Origin of the sequence: Niabella sp. (assembly GCF_030150205.1) — a bacterium.
GTDB lineage: Bacteria > Bacteroidota > Bacteroidia > Chitinophagales > Chitinophagaceae > Niabella.
In genome coordinates this window covers 1-23,505 of the sequence record NZ_JASLGT010000033.1, presented here as the reverse complement: position 1 = coordinate 23,505, position 23,505 = coordinate 1, and the positions used below count along the sequence as shown (strand labels likewise).

21 protein-coding genes are annotated in these 23,505 nt (G+C 48.0%); 4 read left to right on the top strand and 17 right to left on the bottom strand.

The window, feature by feature from the left end; genetic code table 11:
• Nucleotides 1-334 precede the first annotated feature (334 nt).
• The 13 genes from Q1V85_RS23510 to Q1V85_RS23450 all read right to left on the bottom strand — a co-directional run bounded on the left by Q1V85_RS23510 (nt 335) and on the right by Q1V85_RS23450 (nt 16,015).
• Complete coding sequence (locus tag Q1V85_RS23510) at nt 335-1,630, bottom strand: AMP-binding protein (protein ID WP_300604105.1); 1,296 nt, start codon at nt 1,628-1,630, stop codon at nt 335-337.
• Between the two features lie 181 nt (nt 1,631-1,811).
• The gene (locus Q1V85_RS23505; RefSeq protein ID WP_300604103.1) at nt 1,812-3,011 is read right to left on the bottom strand and encodes a hypothetical protein; all 1,200 of its coding nucleotides are present in this window, start codon (nt 3,009-3,011) and stop codon (nt 1,812-1,814) included.
• Nucleotides 3,012-3,162: 151 nt separating this feature from the next.
• Nucleotides 3,163-5,073 carry a DUF5123 domain-containing protein gene (locus Q1V85_RS23500; protein WP_300604100.1) on the bottom strand — a complete coding sequence of 637 codons (1,911 nt, stop codon included), beginning with the start codon at nt 5,071-5,073 and terminating at the stop codon, nt 3,163-3,165.
• Nucleotides 5,074-5,570: 497 nt separating this feature from the next.
• Nucleotides 5,571-7,316 carry a hypothetical protein gene (locus tag Q1V85_RS23495; protein ID WP_300604097.1) on the bottom strand — a complete coding sequence of 582 codons (1,746 nt, stop codon included), beginning with the start codon at nt 7,314-7,316 and terminating at the stop codon, nt 5,571-5,573.
• A 63-nt stretch (nt 7,317-7,379) separates the two neighbouring features.
• Complete coding sequence (gene acpS, locus Q1V85_RS23490) at nt 7,380-7,754, bottom strand: holo-ACP synthase (protein ID WP_300604094.1); 375 nt, start codon at nt 7,752-7,754, stop codon at nt 7,380-7,382.
• Between the two features lie 139 nt (nt 7,755-7,893).
• Nucleotides 7,894-8,124, bottom strand: coding sequence for a membrane protein insertion efficiency factor YidD (yidD, locus tag Q1V85_RS23485; protein ID WP_300604092.1), 231 nt, complete (start codon nt 8,122-8,124; stop codon nt 7,894-7,896).
• A complete protein-coding gene (gene rnpA, locus Q1V85_RS23480; protein ID WP_300604089.1) occupies nt 8,108-8,509 on the bottom strand; it encodes a ribonuclease P protein component in 402 nt (133 codons plus the stop codon). Before rnpA ends, yidD begins: the two co-directional genes overlap by 17 nt.
• 385 nt (nt 8,510-8,894) lie before the next feature.
• The gene (locus Q1V85_RS23475) at nt 8,895-11,261 is read right to left on the bottom strand and encodes a glycoside hydrolase family 95-like protein (protein WP_300604086.1); all 2,367 of its coding nucleotides are present in this window, start codon (nt 11,259-11,261) and stop codon (nt 8,895-8,897) included.
• 22 nt (nt 11,262-11,283) lie between these two features.
• Nucleotides 11,284-11,439, bottom strand: a complete 156-nt coding sequence (gene rpmH / locus Q1V85_RS23470; RefSeq protein ID WP_026309617.1) for a 50S ribosomal protein L34 — start codon at nt 11,437-11,439, stop codon at nt 11,284-11,286.
• A 143-nt stretch (nt 11,440-11,582) separates the two neighbouring features.
• Entirely contained in the window at nt 11,583-12,446 is an 864-nt protein-coding gene (locus Q1V85_RS23465) for a sugar phosphate isomerase/epimerase (protein ID WP_300604076.1), read from the bottom strand.
• 98 nt (nt 12,447-12,544) lie between these two features.
• The gene (murI, locus tag Q1V85_RS23460; RefSeq protein WP_300604073.1) at nt 12,545-13,414 is read right to left on the bottom strand and encodes a glutamate racemase; all 870 of its coding nucleotides are present in this window, start codon (nt 13,412-13,414) and stop codon (nt 12,545-12,547) included.
• Nucleotides 13,411-14,721 carry a UDP-N-acetylglucosamine 1-carboxyvinyltransferase gene (murA, locus tag Q1V85_RS23455; protein WP_300604070.1) on the bottom strand — a complete coding sequence of 437 codons (1,311 nt, stop codon included), beginning with the start codon at nt 14,719-14,721 and terminating at the stop codon, nt 13,411-13,413. Before murA ends, murI begins: the two co-directional genes overlap by 4 nt.
• Before the next feature lie 58 nt (nt 14,722-14,779).
• Nucleotides 14,780-16,015 carry a hypothetical protein gene (locus Q1V85_RS23450; protein ID WP_300604067.1) on the bottom strand — a complete coding sequence of 412 codons (1,236 nt, stop codon included), beginning with the start codon at nt 16,013-16,015 and terminating at the stop codon, nt 14,780-14,782.
• A gap of 215 nt (nt 16,016-16,230) precedes the next feature.
• Between Q1V85_RS23450 and Q1V85_RS23445 the strand changes: the two genes are divergently transcribed.
• From Q1V85_RS23445 to Q1V85_RS23435, 3 genes are read left to right on the top strand one after another with little or no spacing between them, the layout of a single operon-like run.
• The gene (locus Q1V85_RS23445) at nt 16,231-17,289 is read left to right on the top strand and encodes a hypothetical protein (RefSeq protein WP_300604065.1); all 1,059 of its coding nucleotides are present in this window, start codon (nt 16,231-16,233) and stop codon (nt 17,287-17,289) included.
• A 38-nt stretch (nt 17,290-17,327) separates the two neighbouring features.
• The gene (locus tag Q1V85_RS23440; protein WP_300604062.1) at nt 17,328-18,374 is read left to right on the top strand and encodes a hypothetical protein; all 1,047 of its coding nucleotides are present in this window, start codon (nt 17,328-17,330) and stop codon (nt 18,372-18,374) included.
• Between the two features lie 58 nt (nt 18,375-18,432).
• Nucleotides 18,433-19,098, top strand: coding sequence for a hypothetical protein (locus tag Q1V85_RS23435; RefSeq protein ID WP_300604059.1), 666 nt, complete (start codon nt 18,433-18,435; stop codon nt 19,096-19,098).
• A 26-nt stretch (nt 19,099-19,124) separates the two neighbouring features.
• Here Q1V85_RS23435 and Q1V85_RS23430 read toward each other — a convergent pair whose 3' ends face one another.
• From Q1V85_RS23430 to Q1V85_RS23415, 4 genes are all read right to left on the bottom strand, one after another.
• Nucleotides 19,125-20,180 carry a PDDEXK nuclease domain-containing protein gene (locus tag Q1V85_RS23430; RefSeq protein ID WP_300604057.1) on the bottom strand — a complete coding sequence of 352 codons (1,056 nt, stop codon included), beginning with the start codon at nt 20,178-20,180 and terminating at the stop codon, nt 19,125-19,127.
• A 229-nt stretch (nt 20,181-20,409) separates the two neighbouring features.
• Nucleotides 20,410-20,949 (bottom strand): DUF420 domain-containing protein, encoded by a 540-nt coding sequence (locus tag Q1V85_RS23425; RefSeq protein WP_300604054.1) that lies wholly within the window; start codon nt 20,947-20,949, stop codon nt 20,410-20,412.
• Nucleotides 20,921-21,745: an SCO family protein gene (locus tag Q1V85_RS23420; RefSeq protein ID WP_300604052.1), complete on the bottom strand. Its 825-nt coding sequence runs from the start codon at nt 21,743-21,745 to the stop codon at nt 20,921-20,923. Before Q1V85_RS23420 ends, Q1V85_RS23425 begins: the two co-directional genes overlap by 29 nt.
• Nucleotides 21,746-21,810: 65 nt before the next feature.
• Nucleotides 21,811-22,047 (bottom strand): hypothetical protein, encoded by a 237-nt coding sequence (locus tag Q1V85_RS23415; protein WP_300604049.1) that lies wholly within the window; start codon nt 22,045-22,047, stop codon nt 21,811-21,813.
• A 41-nt stretch (nt 22,048-22,088) separates the two neighbouring features.
• Here Q1V85_RS23415 and Q1V85_RS23410 point away from each other — a divergent pair, with 41 nt between their 5' ends.
• Nucleotides 22,089-23,336 (top strand): PQQ-dependent sugar dehydrogenase, encoded by a 1,248-nt coding sequence (locus Q1V85_RS23410; protein ID WP_300604046.1) that lies wholly within the window; start codon nt 22,089-22,091, stop codon nt 23,334-23,336.
• Nucleotides 23,337-23,505 lie beyond the last annotated feature (169 nt).

Below are 23,505 nucleotides of genomic sequence, written 5' to 3'. Positions count from 1 at the left end.
ATGGCATCCCTTCGGGATTTTTCCGAAAGTTGCGGCTGCCGCAGATACATTGATTGTAGCAGCGGCGCTTTTTCTGCATACGTTGAAGTATGATTAAAGGCTGCTAATCTGCGGATCTGCGGCTTTTGACGAAACAGGATTGATGTGCATATCACTCCTTCAGGTTTTGTTTTACCGGGAAAGCTGTTTGTTATAATAATGGCATCCCTTCGGGATTTTTCCGAAAGCATGGTTGCCGCAGATTCGCTGATTGTACCAGCGGCGCCTTTGCATAGGCTGGGTGCGATTAAGGGCTGTCAAATTTGCGGATCTGCGGCTTTAAAAAAGAGCAGGACTACACTCTTTTATCAATAAATTTTACTGGTTTACGGGCGCCTTCAGGAAACTGCAATTGCTGCATTTCTTCCCTGGTGAGGTATTTTATATGGGGCATCACGCGCAAACGGGCCTGCAGGTAGGTTTTGATTTTGCCATCCGTTTCTTCGGAGGTATTGGCGGGCAGGATGTACAGGAGCACTTCATCAGTTCCGATCTCGTTGCTGTATACTTCCGCTACATATTCTTTAATGGCATCGATCTTATGAATGATCTCAAACAGGGCCGGCGCAAACAGGGTGGTACCTTTGAATTTGATCATTTGCTTTTTACGGCCGATAACCGGTGAAAGCCGGGTGGTATGCCGGCCACAGGAACAGGGCTCATAAAACGCACGGCAAAGGTCGCCGGTCTTGTACCGCAGCAATGGCATACCTTCTACCCCCAGTGTGGTAATAGTTACTTCACCGATTTCCCCGGGTGCCACAGGGTTGCCCTGGTCATCAATGAGTTCCAGGATCACCAGCTCGGGGTTTTGGTGACCGCCTTTACCCGCTGTGCATTCGGTAAAGGCCGTTTGCATTTCGGTGGAGGCGTAGGTAGAGTAGAGTTGTATATCCCAGTTTTCGGTGATCCGGCTGCCGAGAATGTTCAGGCTCAGGTCTTCCTTCCGCAAATTTTCTCCAATGCAAATGGCCTTTTTTACAGAAGAACGGTTGAGGTCAATGCCGTTTTCTTTTGCGTACTGGATCAGTTTTACAATAAAGGAAGGCACGGCTACGATGGCATTGGGTTTCAGCCGTTCAATCACTTCCCATTGCAGGGATGGTACACCGGGCCCTACCCGCACCTGTCCGGCACCCAGCTTGCGGATACCCAGGTAATAGGCAATGCCTGCCATGAACTGCCGGTCCAGGGTCAGCATGAGCTGGTAAATATCCGAAGCGCTGCCATCGGCACAGGCAAAGGAACTGTATTCATTATAGGCCAGGCGTTGCAGGTCGTTCTCGGTTAAGGCAATGGTTACCGGACTACCAATGGTACCGGATGTGGCCATATATTCTACGATCTGGTGCTGGGGCACGCAAACGAATGCTTTATTGTGCTGTTGCAGATGCTCTTTTTCGGTAGGCGGAATGCGCACCAGGTCTTCAATGTGCCGGATCGAATCAGGATCGATATTGTTTTCCTGGAACAGTTGTTGATAAAATGGCGAATTCACTTTGAGGTATTGTACCAGGTTTACCAGTTTTTTTTCCTGGTAGGCTTTTATTTGCTCCGCCGGCTGAAAGGATAGGGATGGTAACTCGTTCATTGGGCCAAAAGTAGGATTTATATATTTCCCTTCCGATGGCCGCTGCTATTTTTTGTGTGATGTTGTGTACGCCGGCGGGCGAACGCTTATAATTCATAAAAATCCTGCAGCAACAGTCCGGAGTTACCCCGGTTCCTCCCGTTGCTGCAGGAAGAATGTATGGAATTTAGGCCGTTGTTTGTTATAAATTAAACGTCATTCTTACAGCTTCATAGTTTTTAAAATTGATGCCTTTGTTTTTAGCGGCCATTACTGCAGTTCCGGGTATCAGTACTACTTTGAAATCCTTAGTCGGAGCCGGATTCGAGGTTGAATTATCGGAGAAACTACGGTAAACTCTTACAGCTCCGGTGCTGTAGGAGAAAATGTAATTACGGGTTACCTGTACATCTCCGCTGCCCGCATTATCGTTAACATAAGTAAAGGGAAGGGCTGTCCAGTTGTCGTTTGCGATCCCGTTTCTCATATACACCAATACCGCACCATTGTCATTAATATCTGCTGTTAACTGGGGCATGGCTAAATCTGCAATATTGTAGTTGATACCGAATGCTGTATAAGTTGTCCAGTTAATACTCGACGATAGAAATATTTTTGACAGGGCACCTGCTGATCCCGTTGCCCCAGTTGCTCCTGTTGCGCCGGTGATTCCGGCCGCTCCGGTTGTTCCGGTGGCACCCGTAGCTCCAGTAATCCCCTGGGCACCCGTTGCGCCGGTTGTTCCGGTGGCACCTGTAGCGCCGGTGGGTCCTTGTTTTCCTTTCTCGCCTTTGAGGTCTATAAATGTGGCCCAGGTGTCATTTGTTTTAGGGCCGTAGAGGTAGTAGAGCGGAATCCAAAGGTAATAATCGCCATTGGTGCCGGTAGCCGCATCCGGCGCGGTGAAGCCGCTTAAAATTCTGGTACCGTTTGCCCCCGCTAGGCCGGTAGCACCGGTGGCTCCTGTAGCGCCGGTTGCACCTGTAACTCCGGTTGCTCCGGTAACACCTGTGGTACCCGTAGCCCCTGTGATTCCATTACTGCCGTTAGCTCCTGTTGCACCGGTGGCGCCCGTAGCACCAGCTGCTCCTGCGGGACCTACCATATTTATGGGACTACCCCAGCCGGTAGTTGTTTTGGGGCCATATAGTTGCGCTGCTGTCGTATTGATGAAAAAATCGCCCGTTTGACCTGTTCCTGACGCGGGAGCGGAATTGCCATAAAAGATTTTTGTACCATCGGCACCGGTTGCGCCTATTAAACCTGTGGCTCCTGCAGCTCCGGTGGCACCGGATGGCCCTGCCGGACCCGCAGGTCCGGTATCTCCTTTTTTACAGGATGAAATGTTGAGTGCCAGTCCCAGCAGAACAAATGCCGGCAGCAGCTTGAATTGATTTTTCATTGTTTTAAATTTCTGAGTTTAGAGAATCAAGGGCCTTATAAGATATATCCGAAAAAGATGCTGATACCGTAATGCCGGTTTGGTTTTTTAAGCAGCAGCCGCTGTAATCAGTCCTGGTAAATAAGTGCTATGATCTTTTTTTGCATGGTGATTATTCTTTGCTTACCTGTACCACTTTGCTATAGGTTTTTTTGCCATCCTTATCTACCTGTGCTATTCGGATATAGAATTTTGCACCGGACGTATCAACGGCGACTGTTTCTTTTTTTGTACAGCTGTAAAAAATAAGACCTGCGGCCAATACGGCCAGCGTCCAGGCCCATCTTCTTTTAACGGGGGAAAACAGCAGGCATAAAAAAGAAACGCCCATCAAACCCAGTACCGACATGGCTGCTGCAGCATTGGTACTATATTCATAATCCAATGCGTTGCTGCTGTTCCCGCCGGGAGCCCGGGATGCGATGGTCGCTATTTTTTTAAAATGCAGCCCATCTGCCGATGCTTCTATCTCAAAATGATCGTTATTGGTTTCGATTTCGGTGGTCCAGGTTACCTGTAATGCCTGGTTGTGTATCAGAGCTGAAAGGGTACCAAAGGCAACGGGCAATACGGTGCTGTTCGTCTCATAGGCGCCCATGTCAATAATGCTGTTTGCAATGCGGTTGTAGCCGGCAAGGTCTGCATTGCCATACGTATTGTTATTGTAAAGAGCATTGTCGCCTGCATTGATCGCAGGGCTTGTGGGCTGCAACGTAAAGTTGCCTGCGGCCGGGTTGTTGAACAACGGATCACTGTTGGACGCATTTTGGGCGGTAACGTTAATGGATGGCGGGTAAGTGGCGGTATAAATTGAATTAGTGAATGTGACCGAGGGCGATCCATTGCCGGCCGTCATTACATCGGTGTTGGCGGTCCCTGTCCAGAGAATACTGTTCTCGATTGTATTGCTGGTGTTCGCGTTCATGTATAAAGCCGCTCCCTGTGCATTAAAAAGCGTGCTGTTAATGGTATGCACCGTTCCCGCGGCATTGTATAAGACCGGAAAATTTTCTGCGCCCAAATAATAAACCAGGCTGTTTACCAGTGTAAGGGCCGGTGCAGGTTTGCTGTTGCCGGTACGGAGGCTGATGGCAGATCCTTTATAAATGGCCTGGGTACCTGCTTTGTTGATGGTATTGTTGGCAAACACGGTATTGAGTATACGTAGTTGCCCATCGCCAAGGGCATCAACGCCCCCACCGACAGCACCCTGGCTTTGCGATGCGTTATCTACGATATTTTCTTTAAAAGAACAATGGGAAAGGGCTACATTATAAACGCCCGGAACTTCATAGTAAGCGGCATCCAGCTGCATGATGCTTAAACCGCCGCCGGCGTAGCTTGCGCGGTTTTCCTGGAACATACAATTGAAAATTTTGAATGCATTGGAGGCGGTGCTGATGCCATAATATGCAATGGCACCGCCTCCCTGGAACGCATAATTGTTTTTAAAAGTACAGTTCTGAATAGCCGGCGTAATATTTTGAGATACGCCGCTGCAGGAAATAAAAAGCGCACCGCCGGCATATTGCGGATGAAAATTGCCGGTAACCCCTCCTTTGTTGGCATTTCCGTTAATAAACGTAAACCCGTCCACGAGGGTGGTGTTGTCAATGGCCGGCGGATTGGCCGATAATGTATCCAGTTCAATGATCATCGTATGATAGGCAATGTTCCTGCCATCTAATATGGTGCTGTTTACAGCCGTATTGCGTTGCCCGGGGTTGGTTTCGCTGCCGGCGAAGCCCCCGTAAAGTTTGAGGTTGTTCCGGTTTATGTAGAAACTTGAATCGCGGTTGTTGGTGCTTGCCGGTGCGTAAGTGCCTTTGGCCACCCATATCTCGGTAACAGATGGATTGGTTTGTGCCGTTTTTAACGCAAGGCTGAGGCTTTTGTAGGCATTGGCCCACGAGCTTCCATTATTGGCCCCGGTAGCGGCGGCATTTACAAATAATACCTGGGCTTCCAGGAGGGATATGGAAAGGACGCAGCACAGAAAAGAAAGCAGGTATCGTTTTTTCATTTGTTGAACGTTTGTATAAATAGTGAACTATTGTTTGTTAAGGTGTGGTAATTCTGGTTTATCATCGCCGGGGCGGCGGGATGACTACTGTTGCTGCTGTAAAGGTGCATTGTGAAAAAAGCCGGACCAAAAACAGGGCAGGACGAAAGCCGGACAAGGCACGGACAAAGTACGGACAGCGGTTCCGGGGGTGTGATATGATCCGCTGGCTGGATTAGGGGCATAAGAAAAGACAATCGTATCGGCGATTGTCTTTAAGCATTTTGTTTTATTGATTGCGACCCCTTAAAGTTTTCTATGGATCGAACGGGTAGATTTTGCGCTCGAAATAGACCCAGACGGCCAATATCAGCAGAAGCGCTATAAGAATGATTAAGAGGGTAACATATACATGCTTTCCGCGTTTCATATAGAAATAAAGATGCTACTAAATTACAGGAATTCCGGATTATGGAGGCGGATTAGTGGCGGACAAAAAGCGGACAGAACGGATGAGCTCAGGAACGGACACCCAGCACCGAAATTTCATCTTCCAGCAACTGGTCATTGGTAAGGTTGAGGCCGGTGCGCAACCGGCGTTTGCTGCGGGCTACACTGTCTTTGCTGATGCCGAGGGTGTTGGCAATCTGATAGTTGGTCAGTTTCAGGAACATTAATGCAGCAAGCCGCTCCATGGCCGGGGTAAGATTTTGCATCCGGCGTGCCAGGTTATCAAAAAAAGCGGGGTAAGCCCTGGAGAACTGGTCCCTGAATTTTTCCCAGTCTTCCTCTGTTAGCAGGGAATAGGAAAGCAGCTGCTCCGGCACGGCTGCCTCGGTTTCCTGGCTATTCAGCTGCTGTTGCAAGGAATCAATCAGATTGTTTTTCTCAATAATATTGCGTGTAAATGTGTCGATTTGTTCCCGCGCCTCTTCAATATCGCGTTTAGCCGCGGCATGCCGCAGGGCCATCACCCGCAGCCGGTATTGTTCCTTTGCCCGTTTCCGGTTATACAACAGGAGCACGATAATGGTAAGCAGCACAATACCCGCCAACACGGCATTGCGTATACTTTTTTCCCTGCTGGCAACCGCTTGTGTGAGGGTTAGTGAATGTTGCAGATTGTCAAAGGCAATCTGGGCTTTGATAACAGAAAAGGCACTGTTCTTATTGGCTTCACGCTGTAGTTCCTTGTACCGGTTCCACATATCATAATAGTAAAAGGCGCTGTCGGTTGGCCCGGTTTGCCGGTAAACAGCGCTCAACTGGCTGGCTGCTTCTATGATTTCGGGGTATCGGTTTTGAGGCAGGGCAATATTCCAGGCCGCCCGGGCTTCCGCCTGTGTCGGTGCATACTGCTTCTGACGAAAGTAAAATAACGCAAAGGCATTGTGTGCCATGGCTATATTCAGCGAATCCTTCGCCTCAATGCTGCTTTGCAGATAGGCTGAAAGCAAGGGCCGGGCCTCCGCGTAGCGACCTTCTGCTGTATATGTTTGACCGATGTTTCCTTTGGCAATGCCTTCCCAAAGTAGTACTATATAAGGATGCGTATCTGGTTTCAACGTCTGCAGGATCTCGTTATAATACCAGCGGGCGCTATCGTACCGATTTAGTTTTTTATAGGAGGCACCAAGGAGGTCGCACTGGAAAATGTATACCAGGGGATCCCGGTGGGTGGTGTCAATATCCCATAGCTTCAGGCATTCCCTGCCGTAGGTGATGGATTTTGCATATTCGCCCTGTCCATACAACGATGAACTTACGCCAAAAAAGCGATTCTGGGTATAAGGGAAATATTGAAAACCGATCTTTCGCTGTATTTCAAGGGCTTTTAAATTGTAAAGCAGGTGGGTTTCCGCAGAAGGGGGCAGGTCGGCACGGATGCTGTATAATTCGGCATTGAGCTGGTCATCCTGTAAGGGATATGCCATTTTTATAGCTTCGTCAATAACCGTATAGTATTTTTGTTCATAATGATATTCCCGCGCCGCCATAATCTCAAACATCAGCAGGCGCACCTGCAGTCGCCTGTCAGGATGGGCTTTTATATATTGCCGCAATTGATCAATATGACCCAGGTATTTTTTTTTGTATGCCGGGTCGTTTTTATGGATCAGCAATGAATCAAAAAACACCTGCGAACGGTAGCTTTGCGTACGATCAGCTACTTTCCAGGCCTTTATATAAGGCGCAATATCCGGCCCCTGGGCAATAGAGGCTGTACTAATCAGAAGGTACCACAATAGGGGTATCAATTTCACTGTAACTAGGTTGGTGCTGTAAATATAAGCAGAAAGCGGTAGAAGCTTTTTTCAAACCGGCCGTCAGGCTTCGATGATCACCACGGCGGCGGCGATATTTTTCAGATGGCTGAGGGATACGCTTACTTTTTCAAGATCCAAATGTTTTAAGGTGTGCGCGGTTTGGCCTTTTAACCGGAGGACCGGTTTTCCGTTCGGATCGCCCAAAATAACAATTTCATTGAAAGCCGTACCTGTTGCCCAGCCGGTGCCCAGCGCTTTAAAGAATGCTTCCTTGGCTGCAAAACGGGCGGCATAATGCTCATATTTGTGCGCCTTAGGCTCGCAATAGTCAATTTCTTCTGCAGAAAAAATCAGTTCGCGGAAGCCCTGCTCCTTTTGGATCTTTTCGGCTACGCGTTCGGTTTCTATTACATCAAGGCCCAATCCGGTGATCATATTTTTGTTCCAGGTTTAAAGTTTCAGGTTTATGGTTTCACGTTAGATCCGTTTTATACTTGATGTTCCGCGGGGGGGGGAGGTTCCTGGTTTTGTCTAACCTTAAGCTTTAAACCTGGAACCTGAAACGGCCCTGGTCCTAGGGAACAGGATCATATCCGCTTCCACCCCATGGATGACAGCGGGAAATGCGTTTTATAGAGAGCCAGAACCCTTTGAAAGGGCCATATTTTTTAAATGCTTCCAGCGCATAGTGACTGCAGGTGGGGGTATACCGGCATTTGGGTCCCATCCAGGGGGAAATGACCAACTGGTAAAACCGTATTAATACGATAAACGGCAGACTTGCTATTTTAAGGAGCCATTTCATTGATCCTGCCTGCTAATTTTTGTAATAAGGAACCTGTTTGTTTATAAATTTCTTCATAATCCGGGAGCTCTTTCCCGGTAAATAATAAAAACAACGAAACCGGGCGTTGGGTTTGCAAGACGGCTTGTTTTAAGGGCGCCTGCTGCAACCGGTAGGCTTCCCGCAACAAGCGTTTGATGCGGTTGCGGTCCACTGCTTTTTTAAAATAGCGGCTGCTGACCCCCACACCGCACTTTACATCGGGCAATGCTGCCGGACCGGCGAGGTACAGCAGTTTTATAAAACCGGAATGAAAACGCTTGCCGCCGCTAAAAACTTCCTGTAATTTCTTACGGCTTTTTAACCGGGCGTTTTTTGGAAACGGGTATGTTTTTGTTTGTTGCAATGGATAAAATGCAAAAATAGGATGATCTGCATTGTTTCAGTGCCTACCGGTCGTTTATATATCAATGTTGTTTCCTTAAGTGATTTTTATAATTGCCGGGTTAATTGCCAAAAGATGGTTTAATTTTTTGTTGTCAACTTAATTAAGGCCGCTGATCCGCAGATTAGGTGCCGCTTATAATCAGCGCAACTTGTCACATCCCGGGCGTGATCCGCGGCTTTAGGGAAACGGCATTCATCTATATATACAGAACAGCGTTCCTTACCCATAAAATGACCGGCTTTAAATTGCTGATAGCAGTGCTGAAGCCAACGGGTGCAACGCAAGCAAAGCTGATAGTAGTGCCGGCGATGACCCAATAATCGTATTCCGCAAGCTGGTAGCGTTAATTTGCACTGCCAAGCACTACCATTCCGCCGGCTTTGCCATCCAGTTCCGCAAAGCCATTACCGGTTTCCTTTAACTGCATATTTTTTTGTGAGCGGATCCTGCATTTGGAAAAGGGAAGTTTGAACAGTGCCCGCCCGCCTTTTTCCGCTACAATTTTAATGCTGGTGACTGTTCCGTTTTCCATTTGACCGCTTACCAGAAAGGCCCCTTCGATACGGAGGTTGGTGAAGCGGATGTTTTTCCAGCTGGCTGGGATGGCCGGGAAAACCGCTGCATAACCCTGCCTGCTTTGCAGCAGCAACTCCTGCACCCCCTGCGCAAAGGCAAAATTGCCTTCCAGGGTAAATGGGCGGTACGTAAAGCCGGAATATTGCCCGCCTTTTTGATCGCCGTTCAAATGGAAACTATTGGATGAGCAAAAGTTGGAGGCAAAGATCTGCAATTGCCGCAGCGCACTGTCTGCCTGATAAGCACGCGCATACAAAGAAGCCATCCAGCTAAAGGAATATCCGCACCAGGCGCGGGTGCCTTTGGCCTGGATGTGGCGGAGCGATTTTTCTACGATGGCCCTGTCTCCCGGACGATTCACATCCAGTAAGGCCAACGGGTAAATGGCCATATAAGGTGAAAAATGGCGATGCGAAGATTCCATATCCTGGCCGGGGGCAACGGTTAAACCGGTTTCGTTTACGCTGTAGGCGGGCAGTTCAGCAAGTGTTTGTTTCCATCTTCCGGCCTCCGAAGGCCGGTGCATAGCTGTTGCCGTTTCCGCCGCTGCGGTGAACAGGAATTTTGCCAACGCCAGGTCATAGTTGGTCCAGTTGCGGAACCAGGCGGTGATGGCATTATCGTTGTATTCCGGACTGGAGCTGAGGGGGAGTTTCCGGGTGCCTTGCTGCAACCGGGTAATCTTTTCCAGGTAAACCGCCGCATCATGGATATAGGGATAGGCGCGGGTTTTCAGGAACTGATCATCCATCGAATACTTCCATTGCCAGTAAAAATGCTGGGCGCACCAGGCGCCTACCGTGGGTGATAAGGAATATTGGATCCAGCCGCCCATGGGATCGCCGTTCAATGTAACCACCCCCGGAACATTTAAGCCGTCTACTTCAAAATACTGCCGGGTATACTGCAGGTTTTTTGCCCGGATCTTCCAAAGCCAATCGGTAAATGTAGCGGCCTCTTCGAGGTGATTTCCTGTATAAGCCGGCCAGTAGCTGAGCTGGGTATTTAAATCATTGTGAAAATCGCCTTTCCATGGAGGCAGGCTGCCGTTGTCGGCGGTCCAGACCGCCTGCAGGGTAATTGCAGGTGCTCCTTTGCGACTTACGGCTCCCAGTTTATACAGCTCCAGGTAATATTGTTTTTCTATGGCGGCATCCGGTAATTGCACGGTAGACCGGCCCCAGAAGCGCGCCCACCATTGCCGGTGGCTTTGCTGGTTTGCTTTTGAACCGGATTCCGGCAATACGGCCGCCTGGTCATTGGAAATGGTCCATGCCCCGGTGAGCCGGTTTTCGGTTTTTGTCCAGTGTACCAACACTTCAAAATAATGCTGCTGATACGTGGGCTGATGATAACGGATGCTGTTTGTTCCGGTGGTTACGGTTCCTTTGGGATAGCCTAGTTTTTCCAGGCCTTCGCCTGAATGACTGTTGTCATTTTCTGCGGCGGATTTTCCGGAATTATAATTGTGTATTTCCAGTTCCGGTATCAGCAGCCGGGTGACAGCCGCTGGTAAGTTTTCGAATTCAAAATATCCTGCCTGCCGGGTGGCGTGTATATAGGAACGGAATACAGTGCCGGATTGAAAGGTTACCGTATTTAAAGCAGTGGCAATATTGAGCGTATTGGATACCACCGTTCCCAGGTCCTTCAGGTTGAATTGCAACGCGGCTGCGGGCAATTTGGTAGGATACGGCATATTGTCATATGGCCAGTCGCCCAATTGCTGTACGGGTTTATAATCTTTTTTTAATACCTGCTCTTCTACCCATCGGAAACTGAATTTTGAAAGATCCAGGGCTTTCCGCTCATCCCAAAGATCGGCACGGTCCAGCGATAGCCGGAGCCGGTCCTTTTTTTGCCACACCAGCGCACCCAACATGCCATTGCCCAGCGGCATGGCTTCATCCCAGCGGGCAGCCAGGTGGTCAAACTCCAGGTTATGTTTGGCGGTGGGTTGTGCCGTTAGAAAAAGAGTAAAAAGGCTGCAAAGAGCGATCCCGGGCAAGCGATGTAGGAAATTGAGCATTCCCGAACTTACAACTATTTTTGAGGATGCCGGGGGCGAAAATGAGGCAATCGTTTGCGCAATAACGGCCATCAAAAAAAATAGCCCCGTTACCGGAGCTACCATTCTTTTCAAGCGTTGTGAGCGCTTACTTCAATTTCCTTTCGTCGGAAACTGTTAATTTCTTACGTCCTTTTGCACGACGGCTTGCCAGCACTTTACGGCCGTTAGCAGTTTGCATACGTTTACGAAAACCATGAACGGTTTTACGACGACGACGATGGGGTTGAAATGTACGTTTCATAATATCTTTAAATTTTCACTATTTTTTGAATGCGCATGGGAGAACATGCTGGTTTTCAAGTTTCCACCACAGGACACCACTCCCGTTGGTTTGTGAAAGGACGGCAAAGGTAGGGAAAAACCGGGAAAATGGCGCAACCGGGTTTAAATGTATTTTTTCTTTTCCAGGTAATCATGACTGAATCTGAGGCTTTCAAACATATCGCCCTTGCTGGTATCCTGTTCTACAAACCACTTTTTCAGACCGGCTGTTTTTCGTGCCGCAAAAATCCGGTCAAAGTCAATCGTTCCATGTCCCACTTCCGTAATGGCCCCTGTTCCGGCTTCCATATCCTTTACATGCCAGAGCGGGAACCGGCCGGGGTACTTATTAAAATATGCCACCGGGTCGTGCCCGGCCTTGCTGATCCAGTAAAGATCCAGCTCCATATTGACCAGTTTGGGAGCCGTATTGGTAATTAAATAATCGTATACCAATGTATCGTTATACTTTTCAAATTCAAAATCATGGTTATGATAGGCAAATCCGATCCCGGCAACTGCTGCTTTTTCCCCGGATTTATTAAGGAGGTCCGGAAGTGCTGCATATACCTCGCTGGTTCTTTCTTCGGGGAATAAATAGGCGCAGGCCATATAGCGGGCGCCAATTGCGTGTAAATCTTCTACCGCCTTTTCCCATCCGTTTTTTAATGTTCCTTTCGATTTTAGCTGAAACCCGGTAAGGTGGTGCGAACTTACCACTTTAACACCGGTATTTTTTAAAATGGATCTGAATTCGGCCGGGGTTTTACCAAAGAAGCTTCCGTCATAGCCATAAATCTCCAGTTCATTATAGCCGATTCCGGCCAGTTTTTCCAATGTACCTTCCAGGTTTTTGGCCACTGCTTCTCTTACAGAGAACAATTGCATGGCCATGTATTTTTTCTTTGCGCCGGCTGCAAACAGGTTAGACGTATATAATCCAGCGGCACCCGCTGCCATCGTTTTCAGGAAAAGGCTTCTTTTCATCGCAATACGGTTTTAATGTAAAAAAATGTTTCCTGAAGTTAACTGAAATTGGGCAAATTACAATCGCCCTATATACCAGGTGGCGTTGGTGCCTTTATTTATAAAACCACCTGGGTACTGCTGACGGGGGCTCCAAAAAACAGGGTGCCATGGTTGTCAAAATCTTCGGTGGAATCCGTGGTAAAAAATTGTTGCTGCCCGTTCTTGCTGCAACGCTGCTCCATTTCCGGATGCCGGTGGAGATAGTCGGCCAGGCTGCTGGCTACCAGTGCTCCCTGCGAAACCAGTTTTACATCAATGGGCAAGTGTTCCTGTATCTTGTCTTTTAAGAGCGGATAATGGGTACAGGCCAGCAACACGGCATCAATTTGCGGGCCCTTCTGAAACAGGGCATGCAGGTTCTTCTTTATAAAAAAATCAGCCCCGGCGGTATCGATCTCATTATTCTCTACAATGGGCACCCACATGGGGCAGGCTTCCTGGTATACCCGTACCCCGGGGAAGAATTTATGGATCTCAATGGGGTAGGAACCGGAATGGACGGTACCCTTTGTTGCCAGGATGCCGATCTCACCGTTTTCAGAATAGGCTCCGATCACTTCGGTAGTGGGGCGGATGACGCCCAATACCCGTTTATCCGGCGCTATGCGGGGCAGGTCATTTTGCTGGATGCTGCGCAGGGCCTTGGCAGAAGCCGTATTGCAGGCCAGGATCACCAGGCTGCAACCCTGCTCAAAGAACCACTGTACACATTGCAGGGTATATTCGTATACGGTTTCAAAAGAACGGTTGCCATATGGTGCACGGGCATTGTCGCCCAGGTATAAATAATCATACTGCGGCAGTGCTGTAACAAGTTCCCTGAGCACGGTTAATCCGCCATAACCCGAATCAAAAACACCGATGGGCGCTGCATTACTGCTGATGGCTGATGGCTGATGGCTGATATCTGATAGCTGATTGCTCATTTCTGAACTCTTCTGATATCTGCTCCCAGGGCCTGCAAACGGGTGTCGATCTGCTGGTATCCCCGGTCGATCTGCTCAATATTCTGGATAATACTTTTTCCTTCGGCGCTGAGTGCTGCAATTAACAATGCCACACCGGCACGGATGTCGGGGCTGCTCATGGTAATACCCCGTAGCTTCCGCTCGCGGCCCAGTCCGATGACTACCGCGCGGTGCGGATCACAAAGAATGATCTGAGCCCCCATATCGATGAGTTTGTCTACAAAGAAGAGGCGGCTTTCAAACATTTTCTGATGAATGAGTACGCTGCCATGTGCCTGTATGGCTGTTACCAGCACAATGCTCAGGAGGTCTGGTGTAAAGCCCGGCCAGGGATGGTCGTAGATGGTGAGCACACCACCGTCAAAATATTTTTGTATGGTATAACTTTCCTGTGAAGGGATATGGATATCGTCTCCCTTGATCTCGAGTTGTATGCCCAGCTGTTCAAAACGGTTGGGGATCACACCCAGGTCTGGAACGCTTACATTTTTGATCAGGATATCACTCTGGGTCATAGCAGCCAGGCCGATAAAAGAACCTATTTCGATCATATCCGGGAGGATCGCGTGTTCGGTACCGGAGAGATAACCGACTCCCTCAATGGTAAGCAGGTTGCTGCCGATACCGCTGATCTTTGCTCCCATGCGATTGAGCATTTTACAAAGCTGTTGCAGGTAAGGTTCGCAGGCGGCATTATAGATCGTGGTGGTACCGGTAGCCATCGTAGCGGCCATCACTACATTCGCAGTGCCGGTTACGGAAGGCTCATCCAGCAGCATATAAGTGCCTTTCAGCTCCTGGGCCGATAAATGGAAAAAACCATCTGCCTCATTATGATTGATATTGATCCCAAATTTTTCAAAACCGATCACATGGGTATCCAGCCTGCGGCGGCCGATCTGATCACCACCCGGCTTTGGAATAAAGGCTTTTTTATAGCGCGCCAGCATGGCCCCGGCAAGCATTACAGACCCCCGCAGCTTACCGCTTTTTTTACGGAAGGCTTCGCTATGGAGGTAATCAATATTAACATCATTTGCCCGGAAGACACAGGTACTCCGGTCAACCCGGTTTACTTCCACATTCATTTCCGCCAGCAGCTCGATCAGCAGGTTTACATCCAGGATGTCCGGGATGTTTTTGATCGTTACCGCTTCGGGCGTCAACAATACGGCACAAATGATCTGCAACGCCTCATTTTTTGCACCCTGCGGGTGGATCTCCCCCTTTAAACGGTTTCCGCCCCGGACTTCAAATACGTTCATTCTGTATGAATATTAATTTATGGGGCGAAGATAGCCTAATACCCCTGTTCTTTTTAATCTATCCGGCCGCTTTTAATTGAAAGTTCCGGATAAAGCCTGCACCAAAGAAGTTGACCTCTACTCCCACGATCTTCCCAATGTCTTTTTTGAACCGGTCGGTCCAGGCTGCTTTACCGTTTACCGTTATGTGAATGCGCTGGTTGCGGACTTCGCATTGCAGCGGCACCGGCTTTGAAAAATCAACGCCAAATGCAGAGAGGTCATTGATCCTTCCTTCAATGGGTTTTTCGCCCAACATCATATTAAATTCACCGGCACAGCCCGGTTTGCCAAGCGGAATGAGCAAATAACCATCGGTGCCGAGTACAACAATATTGGTATGAAGGCAGGGAGAATTGTTTCCCATGTAGGTGTTTTGCAGGTCCAGGCTCAAAAGAAAGTTATTGCTGTTGATATCAAATTGCCGGCTTACGTTGGACAGTGTAAATATGGGCGCTTTTTTATCCTGTTCCAGGTTCAGATCGTTCAGGTCCTGCTGGTTGATCCCTGTTTGACCGGGAACATGCTGCAGCCGGTCCGTTACATAAAGAGGCGCCGGTTCCCGCAGGATGGCACCCACCCATCCGCCGGATTCAATGATCAGCTCGTGTTCTTTTACTACCGAATCGTTCAAAATCAATTTGGCTTTATAAAATCCCGGCATATAATAGGTGCTGGTGTACGTATGCTGGTTCTTGTTAACCCGGAACCTTCTTTTAGGATCCCAGCTTTGCTGGATAAAAATGCTGTCGGCATTGGAATGGGTCGCATCATATTCAAAAATGACCGTGTTGGGCACTCCAAGGGTAACCGGTTTGCTGGAAAAATGAAGCTGCTCAAAAGTTAACAGACTGCCGGGCTTGTGAACAAAAATGGAACCGATAAAAAGTGAGGCTCCGGCGAGCAGCAGCAGAAAAAGAACAACCTTGAAGGGCCGCCTTTTCTTTAAAGAGGGGGTGGGTGTTATGGACGCTGGCTTGGGGAAAATTTCCGAAGCGGTAAACGTCCGCCAGCTGGCAAAACCTGCAAAACGGGCCAGTGCATCGAGTGTGCTTAAATTGGGCTTGCTGTTATACGGTACTTTTCCCCAGATGCGTTTGAGGGTACTGGCGCTTAAAACTACCCCGGTCGACTCGAAAATTTGGTCGCCCAGGTTCTCAAAATCCTGGTTCTGCCATTCAGCAGCATTGCCCCAACCCAGTTTTTCTTCGATGAGTTTCCGGCATTTTTCCAAAAACGGTTGATTGTCGGTCATTTTTTAATCGTGATCGGCCTTGAACAAACTTGAACAGGCCATGAATTTACAATTTATTAAACGGGAAACAATTTTGAGCCTGATTCCCCTGCATAAAATTTTGTAAATATATCTCCCTCTTTTTTAACATAAAACAATTTAAAGCGATGAAAAAAGCGGTATCGGTGCTCTGTTTCCTGTGTGTTATAATGAGTGTATCTGGTCAAAAAAATGGCATGAAGTCACTAACGGATCTGCTTCAGCCCAAATACTGGGTTTTTGAACCGGGTGCGGTGGCATTTTCCGGAACGGGCGCACAGGCGGTGATGAAGATTGCGGAGAACGGAAAACTAATCCGGTTAAAAGATCTGGCATTTACCAACGGGGTAATTGAGTATGACGTGCAATTGCAGGAGCGGGGCTTTGCCAGTATATATTTCCGGATGCAGGATCTGCAGGAAACCGAATGCTTTTATCTGCGCGGCGGGCGGGCCGGCAACCCGGTGGCCATGGATGCCGTTCAGTATGCCCCTTTTTTAAAGGGGGTAAATCTCTGGGACCTGTTGCCGCAATACCAGGCTGCTGCGGATCTGTATCCGGCCCGGTCCAATCATATAAAGTTGGTGATATCGGGTAAAAAAATGCGGGTCTACGTAAATGATATGCAACAACCGGCATTGCAGGTTCCGCAATTGGAAGGAAATACCGGTACAGGCACCATCGCCTTCGACGGTAAAGTAACGATCAGTAATTTGAAAATAAGGCAGGGAGATACGGAGGAACTAACGCCTGAAGCGGGGATGGATATCACCTTGAATGATCCCCGCTACCTGCGGAAATGGATGGCTAGTGCACCGGTTGATTTTGCCGCAGGCCGGGACATTACTATAAAAAATTTGCCGGATAGTACGATTCAATGGCGGCCGGTGGCAGCCGAGCGGGGAGGCCTGGTGAATCTGACCCGGTCCTTCGGCGGCGGTCAATTTCTAAACCGGCAATTGATCTGGCTGAAAGTGGTGCTAACGGCGCAGGGTGCGCAACGGCAAATCATGGATCTTGGGTTTAGTGATGAGGTTTGGGTATTCCTGAACGGAAAGATGGTGTATGTAGATAAGAATCTTTACCTGGAAGGACTGCGTAAGAAGCCGGACGGACGCCTTTCTATTGAGAATGCCAGCTTTTTGCTTCCATTGCAAGCCGGAAACAATGAACTGCTGATGGGTATTGCCAATAATTTTTATGGCTGGGGTATTATCGCCCGGCTGGAATCGATGGATGGGATCACGATTAAATAACCGGCGTACTTTTTATTAATATACAATTTCAATAGTTGATGATGAAACGAATAATTGCGATTGGCATCCTGTTTTTGCTATGTGCCCATTTATCCCGTGCACAGGTTTTTGTTGTGGACCCCTTAAAGGGCGGCGATGGAGCCAGCGGAAGTGTGGCCGCGCCTTTTAAAAGTTTGAAAAAAGCTGCGGCGGCTGCGGCGGAATATGATGGAGCTGATACAGTTCGGATTCGATTGCTGCCCGGCCTGTATACCCTGGAGGATAAAATCGTACTTACCCGGCAACAGAGCGTCCGCCATCCGGGATCGGTATACCTGGTCGAGGCATCGGTGCTGCCGGATGACCCGTTATGGACCCCCGCCAAAATGCCGGTCATTCAGTCGGTATCCCCCAATAATTCAATGATACAATTTCCGCATGCATCCGGTTTTATTGCTGCAACAGACCGGGTGATCATTAAAGGTCTGAAGTTTTTGGGGAATGCAAATCCTGAAACCAGGTACTACTATCCCGTAACAAGAGAAGATACCATTTATAGCGGACTGGATATTACGCAATGCTATTTTATTGGTGAACGGAACTCTGCGCCCATACAAGGGGCTGTTTGGGCGCATGGGGCCGGTATCAACGTAAGCCATTGTATTTTTTATGGCTGCAAAAATGCGTTGCTGATGTTTAAGGCCATCAGGGATTTCTCTGTTACCCATTCCATTATTGTGGGTGCTTATGAAGCGGCTGTTTGGTTTGGGCCTTTTACTGCGCCGTTTGTCTTCCGGGGCAATATTGTGTCTGGTTGCAATTTTTTCTGGCTGCGGCCCGAAGGCTCCGATCCTGCGTATGTTTTCAATCATTCTATTATTGCCAATAATAAGCATTATGCCGGTGTGTACCTGAATAAGGGCGGATTGGCCGCTACCGATAAAAATAATTTTGAAGAGCATGATATCCGGAAGACCGCTACGGTGACATTAAACGAGGTGGGGCTGGATGGACTGCAGAAAGGATACCTGCATCTTTCTCCAATATCGGAGGGATATGAGATGCCCGCTGGTATTTTCATAGACAGGGTGAAAGGACGCAAATAGAAAGTTGGAAGTGAAACGGGTCTTCGATACCGGAATAAATTTTAATCAATAAACAGTTATGATGCTAAAAACAATGGTACTGATCCCGCTTGCATTTTTTGCTGTGGGCTCCGTGGGACAACCAGCAAAAACAGTAAGACCCGACCTGGGAAAATTAGTTGCCGGGAAAAAACTTGAAGTATTTAACCGGAATGTAACGCTTTTGAAGGATTCAAAAAACAGGAGCGGTCTTTATATAGAAGCCAGGGATAATTATGGAGTGGCCTGGCTAACCGGGTATCAATTGGAGAATGGTATACTGGAATTTGATGTAAAAGGCAGGGATGTATTGCAGCAAAGCTTTGTGGGCATTGCTTTTCATGGCCTAAACGACAGCACGATGGAAGTGATCTATTTCCGGCCGTTTAATTTCCAGACAGCCGATACCGTCCGCAGAAGTCATTCCGTTCAATATATTTCATTGCCGGACAATGACTGGAAAAAACTCAGAGCCGAACATCCGGATCAATATGAGCAGGCGCTCAAATCTCCTCCCGCACCGGATGAATGGTTTCATGTGCGCGTAGTCATTGATCATATAAAAGTGCGTGTATTTGTAAATGATCATCCGGAACCGGACCTGGTTGTAACACGGTTAAGCAACCAGCGCGGAGGCCGCATCGGTTTTTGGACCGGGCATCAGTCGGATGGTGCTTTTGCAAACCTGAAAATGATCATAAAATAAAATCGGGGATCCAGCCGAGACACTAATTATTCCAGCAACCGGTTATTTTCGATGCGTTCGCGGGCATTTATAAGGATATGATGTATCTTTTTTTCTAGTTCTTTTTTAGGGGGTAACTCAGTCCAGTATTCCGCCACCATAATACCATCCTTATGCATTTCCAGCAATTCGATCTGTTCACGACTGCTTTCCGTGCAAAGAATCAGACCAACCGGGGGAAGCTCACCTTCCTGCCTTTCGTGTTTACCCAACCAGCGGAGATAAAGCTCCATTTGTCCTTTATGTTTGGCTTCAAATTTCCCGAGCTTCAGTTCTATGGCTACCAGCCTTTTTAAAACCCGGTGATAAAACAGGAGGTCCAGGTAAAAATCTTCCCCGTCAATGATCATTCTTTTCCGGCGATCAATAAAAGCAAAACCGCTTCCCAATTCAAGGATAAAGGTTTCCAGTTCTTTTAAAATAGCGGCTTCCAAATCTTTTTCCAGGTAGGTATTTTGAAGGCCAAGAAAATCCAGGAAGTAAGGGTCTTTGAAATTGTTTTGAAGCGCCGGATGGTTGCTGGTGTTCTGCAAATTGGCAATAGTCGTACGTTCATATTCCTTAGTGGCTATTTGATGGCGCAATGCCCTTACACTCAATACATTGTTGGCGGCTATGCGGGCGTAATACCGTTTTGCTTCCGGGTCTTTCAGGGGTAACAATACCAGGATATGCGACCAGCTCAATTGTCGTGACGCTGTCACGACAATTTCCTCAGATGGGAATTGTTCTGCAAACTGCAGCATCCTGCGCAGGTTTTTTTCTTCAAAATTGCGGCCGTAGCGGGCTTTTAATTGTGTTGCTAGTGCAGGCACGATCTGTTTGCCATAGCCAGCCCGCCTGTTTTGGAGAATCTCTTCATTGATGCGCTTGCCAATATGCCAAAAAAGCATCGTAAGGGTACTGTTTGCCTGCTGCACAAATTGGTGCTGACTTTGATCTATAAGCTTTGAGAGATCGGCAAGTAAAGCCTGTTCCGGTAATAACCGCTTCTTTAAGGACATGTTTTTGTCCTTGTTTTGGTTAGATGTTGTCTTCTTCATAGGTTGTATATAAAAGCCTCATCCGGCGCTTGCTGTTGAGAGAGACGCTCCTCCTATAAAGATACTACAAAAAAAGTATAAAAAATAATTTTTATATAATGGTGTTCAACGGACTAATGGAGTCTTCAATGCAGTAGTGGCTTTGGGAACTTTAATTGTTATTGTAGGAACGGTACCGGAAAATGCCAGAGATTGATCCGTTTATATAAAGATAAGACGGGAGGACAACTTAATAATAAGGACTGATCAGGATGTAGATAATCGGACCGGTTATTGCCACATAAAACCAGATAGGCCAGGTAATGCGGGCTATTTTCCGGTGCCGGGGATATTCACCAATCAATCCTCTGTATGCCGTAAACAAAATAAACGGCAGGATGACGCCGGCGAGTGGTATATGCGTACCAAGAATGAAATAATAAATAAAGCGGATGGTACCGGTGCCGCCGAATTTGGTATCGCCCGCCAGCAGGTGATGGGCAATATAACTGATCAGGAACAGGATGGAAAGGACCATGGCCACCAGCATCAGCCGTTTATGTAACAGGTATTTACCGCTTTTTGCAGCAAACAGCGCTACTACCAGCAGCACGGCAACAATGGAGTTGATTACGGCATTCACCAGGGCAAAAATATGTACATCAAAACCGGGCTGAATGTTCAATTGAACGCGTCCCAGGGCTACTACAACAGCAAATACAATAACGGAAAAGGTATAAATAAGAAGCTTAGCCCTCTTATCATTTTTGGTCCACGACGGGGTCAACATTTTTTTTCTTTTTAAACACGATCAGGAATAGGCCTACTAATACAGCTGCTACGAGGAATACGATGGACAGTAGATTGAACTGGCCGGAGAGCGCACTCTTTTCGTTGGGGTTTTTTTCAAGCGTGAGCAGTACGATATCGCGGGAGATTTTTGCCAGGGAGGCGCTGTCAAGGCCGTGATAAAACCCCCGGATCACCCGACTGCTATCGATCAGTACGAAATGGTCGGTATGAATAAAACTGGTATCGATGCCTTTGCCGTCTACCAAACCGATCCGCATATCTTTCAGAGCCAGATCGTAAATCGTTTTTTTATCACCCGTCAGCAGATCCCACTGCTGGGGATTGATCTGGAACCGGTCGGCCCAGGCCTTCAGCTGATGAACAGAATCCCGCTCCGGATCAATGCTGAAGGAAATGAATTGTACGTCGGTATTGGTACGGTCGCCTACCCGTTCCGAATTGGTGATAGAGCCCTGTAACCGCTTCATGTTTAAGGTGAGCGGCGGACAAATGGTAGGACAATGTGTAAAGAAAAAATCGGCAACGATGATTTTACCCCGGTATTTATCCAGGGTAACCGTTTCGCCCAACTGGTTGGTCAGCTTAAAATCATTGAGGCGATGCCATACCGTATCCGAAACCTTTTTACCATCTCTGAGGGAGGAATTAATGGAATCGGGGAAATAACGCTGGGGCAATACCACGGCCCGGTCGCTGTAATGCTTGATAATAAAATAGCAGGTGAGCGGTAAAATGATCGCAATGAGAAGACCGTATATTGCCTTTTTGTTCAAAACAAACTGTAATTAATGATTTCGAGCCGCAAAAGTCGTAAAAAGCTTTTAAAGGCTTCGTTTTTTTAAGAAATATATTTTCTATATGAAAACGCTTTTGCGGCTGTTTTGTTAGCAGCACAGCGGTATAAAATATTTAAGGGCCGGTTAGGCACGCTATATTTATAAATGCCACTGATTCGCAGATGGGCGCCATGTGCTCTGCAAATTTTGGCGTTAGCGGTCAGGGGAATCTGCGCCTCTGCGGCAATATCATCGGATGCCACAGCCTTGATTTTGTGACCAAAACCGCTCCAATTCATAGGAATTGTGCTATTTTTAAACTCTCTAAAACGATCCAACAATGTATTTTCATGCTAAACCACTGTTAACAGGGGTGCTGGTAGCTTCCCTGTTCATTGCCTGTAATGGTGACCAATCACATGGCGCAAAATCCGGTGGAGATACGGATTCTTCCGCAGCTCCTGTAGAAACGAAAAAGCCCAACAGCGATTATAAACCGGCGTTTGAGGGGCAAACCCGTATAAAAGGCGTACATACCCAAACACCGCTGGATGTAAAAATGCTTTCGGACGGATTGGTAAATCCCTGGGGGATCACGGCATTGCCCGACGGCCGCTTTTTGATCACAGAAAAAAAAGGTGACCTGCGTATTGCCACCGCCGATGGACAACTGAGTGCACCCATCACCGGGTTGCCCGCGGTGAACAGTGACGGACAGGGCGGATTGCTGGACGTGGCCATTGACCCGGATTTTACAACCAACCGTACGATTTATTTTACCTTTTCCCAGGATGTTCCTCCCGGAACCTTAACAGCTGTAGGTAAGGGAAAATTGGCGGCAGATGAAAAAACGGTTGAAGGTGCAACCGTCATTTACCAGGCCCTGCCCGCTTTCCCCAGCAAACTGCATTATGGAGGACGGCTGGTATGGGATAAGGAAGGAAATCTTTTTGTGAGTACGGGCGAGCGCTCCGATACCATATCCCGTCCGCAGGCGCAGCATTTAAATTCGGCATTGGGTAAAATAGTACGGATTACCAAAGACGGTAAGCCGGCGCCCGGTAATCCCAAATTTAACGAGGCGGACGCCCGTCCGGAAATCTGGTCTTATGGCCACCGTAATGTACAGGGACTGGCCATACACCCGGTAACCGGTGATCTTTGGGAGGATGAATTCGGTCCCAAAGGTGGTGACGAAGTGAACCGGATTGAGCCTGGTAAAAACTACGGCTGGCCTACGATTACGTACGGACGGGAATATAGCGGCAAAAAAGTTGGAGAAGGCATTACGCAGAAGGAGGGCCTGGAGCAACCGGTTTATTACTGGGATCCGGTAGTTTCGCCCAGCGGAGCTATTTTTTATAGCGGAGACCTGGTACCGGAATGGAAGAATAACCTGTTTATAGGGGCATTGAGTGGTATGCATATTGTGCGGCTGGTGATCGAAAATAATAAAGTCGTGGGTGAGGAGCGTTTGTTGGCCGATCAGCAGCAGCGGTTCCGCGATGTAGCGCAGGGTGCCGACGGTGCTTTATATGCCATCACCGATGGAGAAAAGGGAAGGTTGTTCCGGATTGGAAAGAAGTAAACGAAATCAGCCATCAGTTGATCTGATGGCTCCTATGTTTGATTATAAAAAGTTCTTTGAGATATAGATCAAAGTTACCAATAGTTTTGAGTTTAATAAAGGTGAGAGGAGAGTGAGAGCGGGCTGAACGCTAAATAACATTAATAGTATATTGTCTATCAGATATCGC

Bases quoted from the DNA above. Each gene is read 5' to 3' on its own strand.
- Q1V85_RS23510 (WP_300604105.1), bottom strand. From the start codon at position 1,630: ATGAACGAGTTACCATCCCTATCCTTTCAGCCGGCGGAGCAAATAAAA.
- acpS (WP_300604094.1), bottom strand. From the start codon at position 7,754: ATGATCACCGGATTGGGCCTTGATGTAATAGAAACCGAACGCGTAGCC.
- Q1V85_RS23410 (WP_300604046.1), top strand. From the start codon at position 22,089: ATGTATTTTCATGCTAAACCACTGTTAACAGGGGTGCTGGTAGCTTCC.
- rpmH (WP_026309617.1), bottom strand. From the start codon at position 11,439: ATGAAACGTACATTTCAACCCCATCGTCGTCGTCGTAAAACCGTTCAT.
- murI (WP_300604073.1), bottom strand. From the start codon at position 13,414: ATGAGCAATCAGCTATCAGATATCAGCCATCAGCCATCAGCCATCAGC.
- Q1V85_RS23465 (WP_300604076.1), bottom strand. From the start codon at position 12,446: ATGAAAAGAAGCCTTTTCCTGAAAACGATGGCAGCGGGTGCCGCTGGA.
- murA (WP_300604070.1), bottom strand. From the start codon at position 14,721: ATGAACGTATTTGAAGTCCGGGGCGGAAACCGTTTAAAGGGGGAGATC.
- Q1V85_RS23425 (WP_300604054.1), bottom strand. From the start codon at position 20,949: ATGTTGACCCCGTCGTGGACCAAAAATGATAAGAGGGCTAAGCTTCTT.
- Q1V85_RS23500 (WP_300604100.1), bottom strand. From the start codon at position 5,073: ATGAAAAAACGATACCTGCTTTCTTTTCTGTGCTGCGTCCTTTCCATA.
- Q1V85_RS23505 (WP_300604103.1), bottom strand. From the start codon at position 3,011: ATGAAAAATCAATTCAAGCTGCTGCCGGCATTTGTTCTGCTGGGACTG.
- Q1V85_RS23415 (WP_300604049.1), bottom strand. From the start codon at position 22,047: ATGAATTGGAGCGGTTTTGGTCACAAAATCAAGGCTGTGGCATCCGAT.
- yidD (WP_300604092.1), bottom strand. From the start codon at position 8,124: ATGAAATGGCTCCTTAAAATAGCAAGTCTGCCGTTTATCGTATTAATA.
- Q1V85_RS23445 (WP_300604065.1), top strand. From the start codon at position 16,231: ATGAAGTCACTAACGGATCTGCTTCAGCCCAAATACTGGGTTTTTGAA.
- Q1V85_RS23475 (WP_300604086.1), bottom strand. From the start codon at position 11,261: ATGGTAGCTCCGGTAACGGGGCTATTTTTTTTGATGGCCGTTATTGCG.
- Q1V85_RS23440 (WP_300604062.1), top strand. From the start codon at position 17,328: ATGATGAAACGAATAATTGCGATTGGCATCCTGTTTTTGCTATGTGCC.
- Q1V85_RS23435 (WP_300604059.1), top strand. From the start codon at position 18,433: ATGATGCTAAAAACAATGGTACTGATCCCGCTTGCATTTTTTGCTGTG.
- Q1V85_RS23430 (WP_300604057.1), bottom strand. From the start codon at position 20,180: ATGAAGAAGACAACATCTAACCAAAACAAGGACAAAAACATGTCCTTA.
- Q1V85_RS23450 (WP_300604067.1), bottom strand. From the start codon at position 16,015: ATGACCGACAATCAACCGTTTTTGGAAAAATGCCGGAAACTCATCGAA.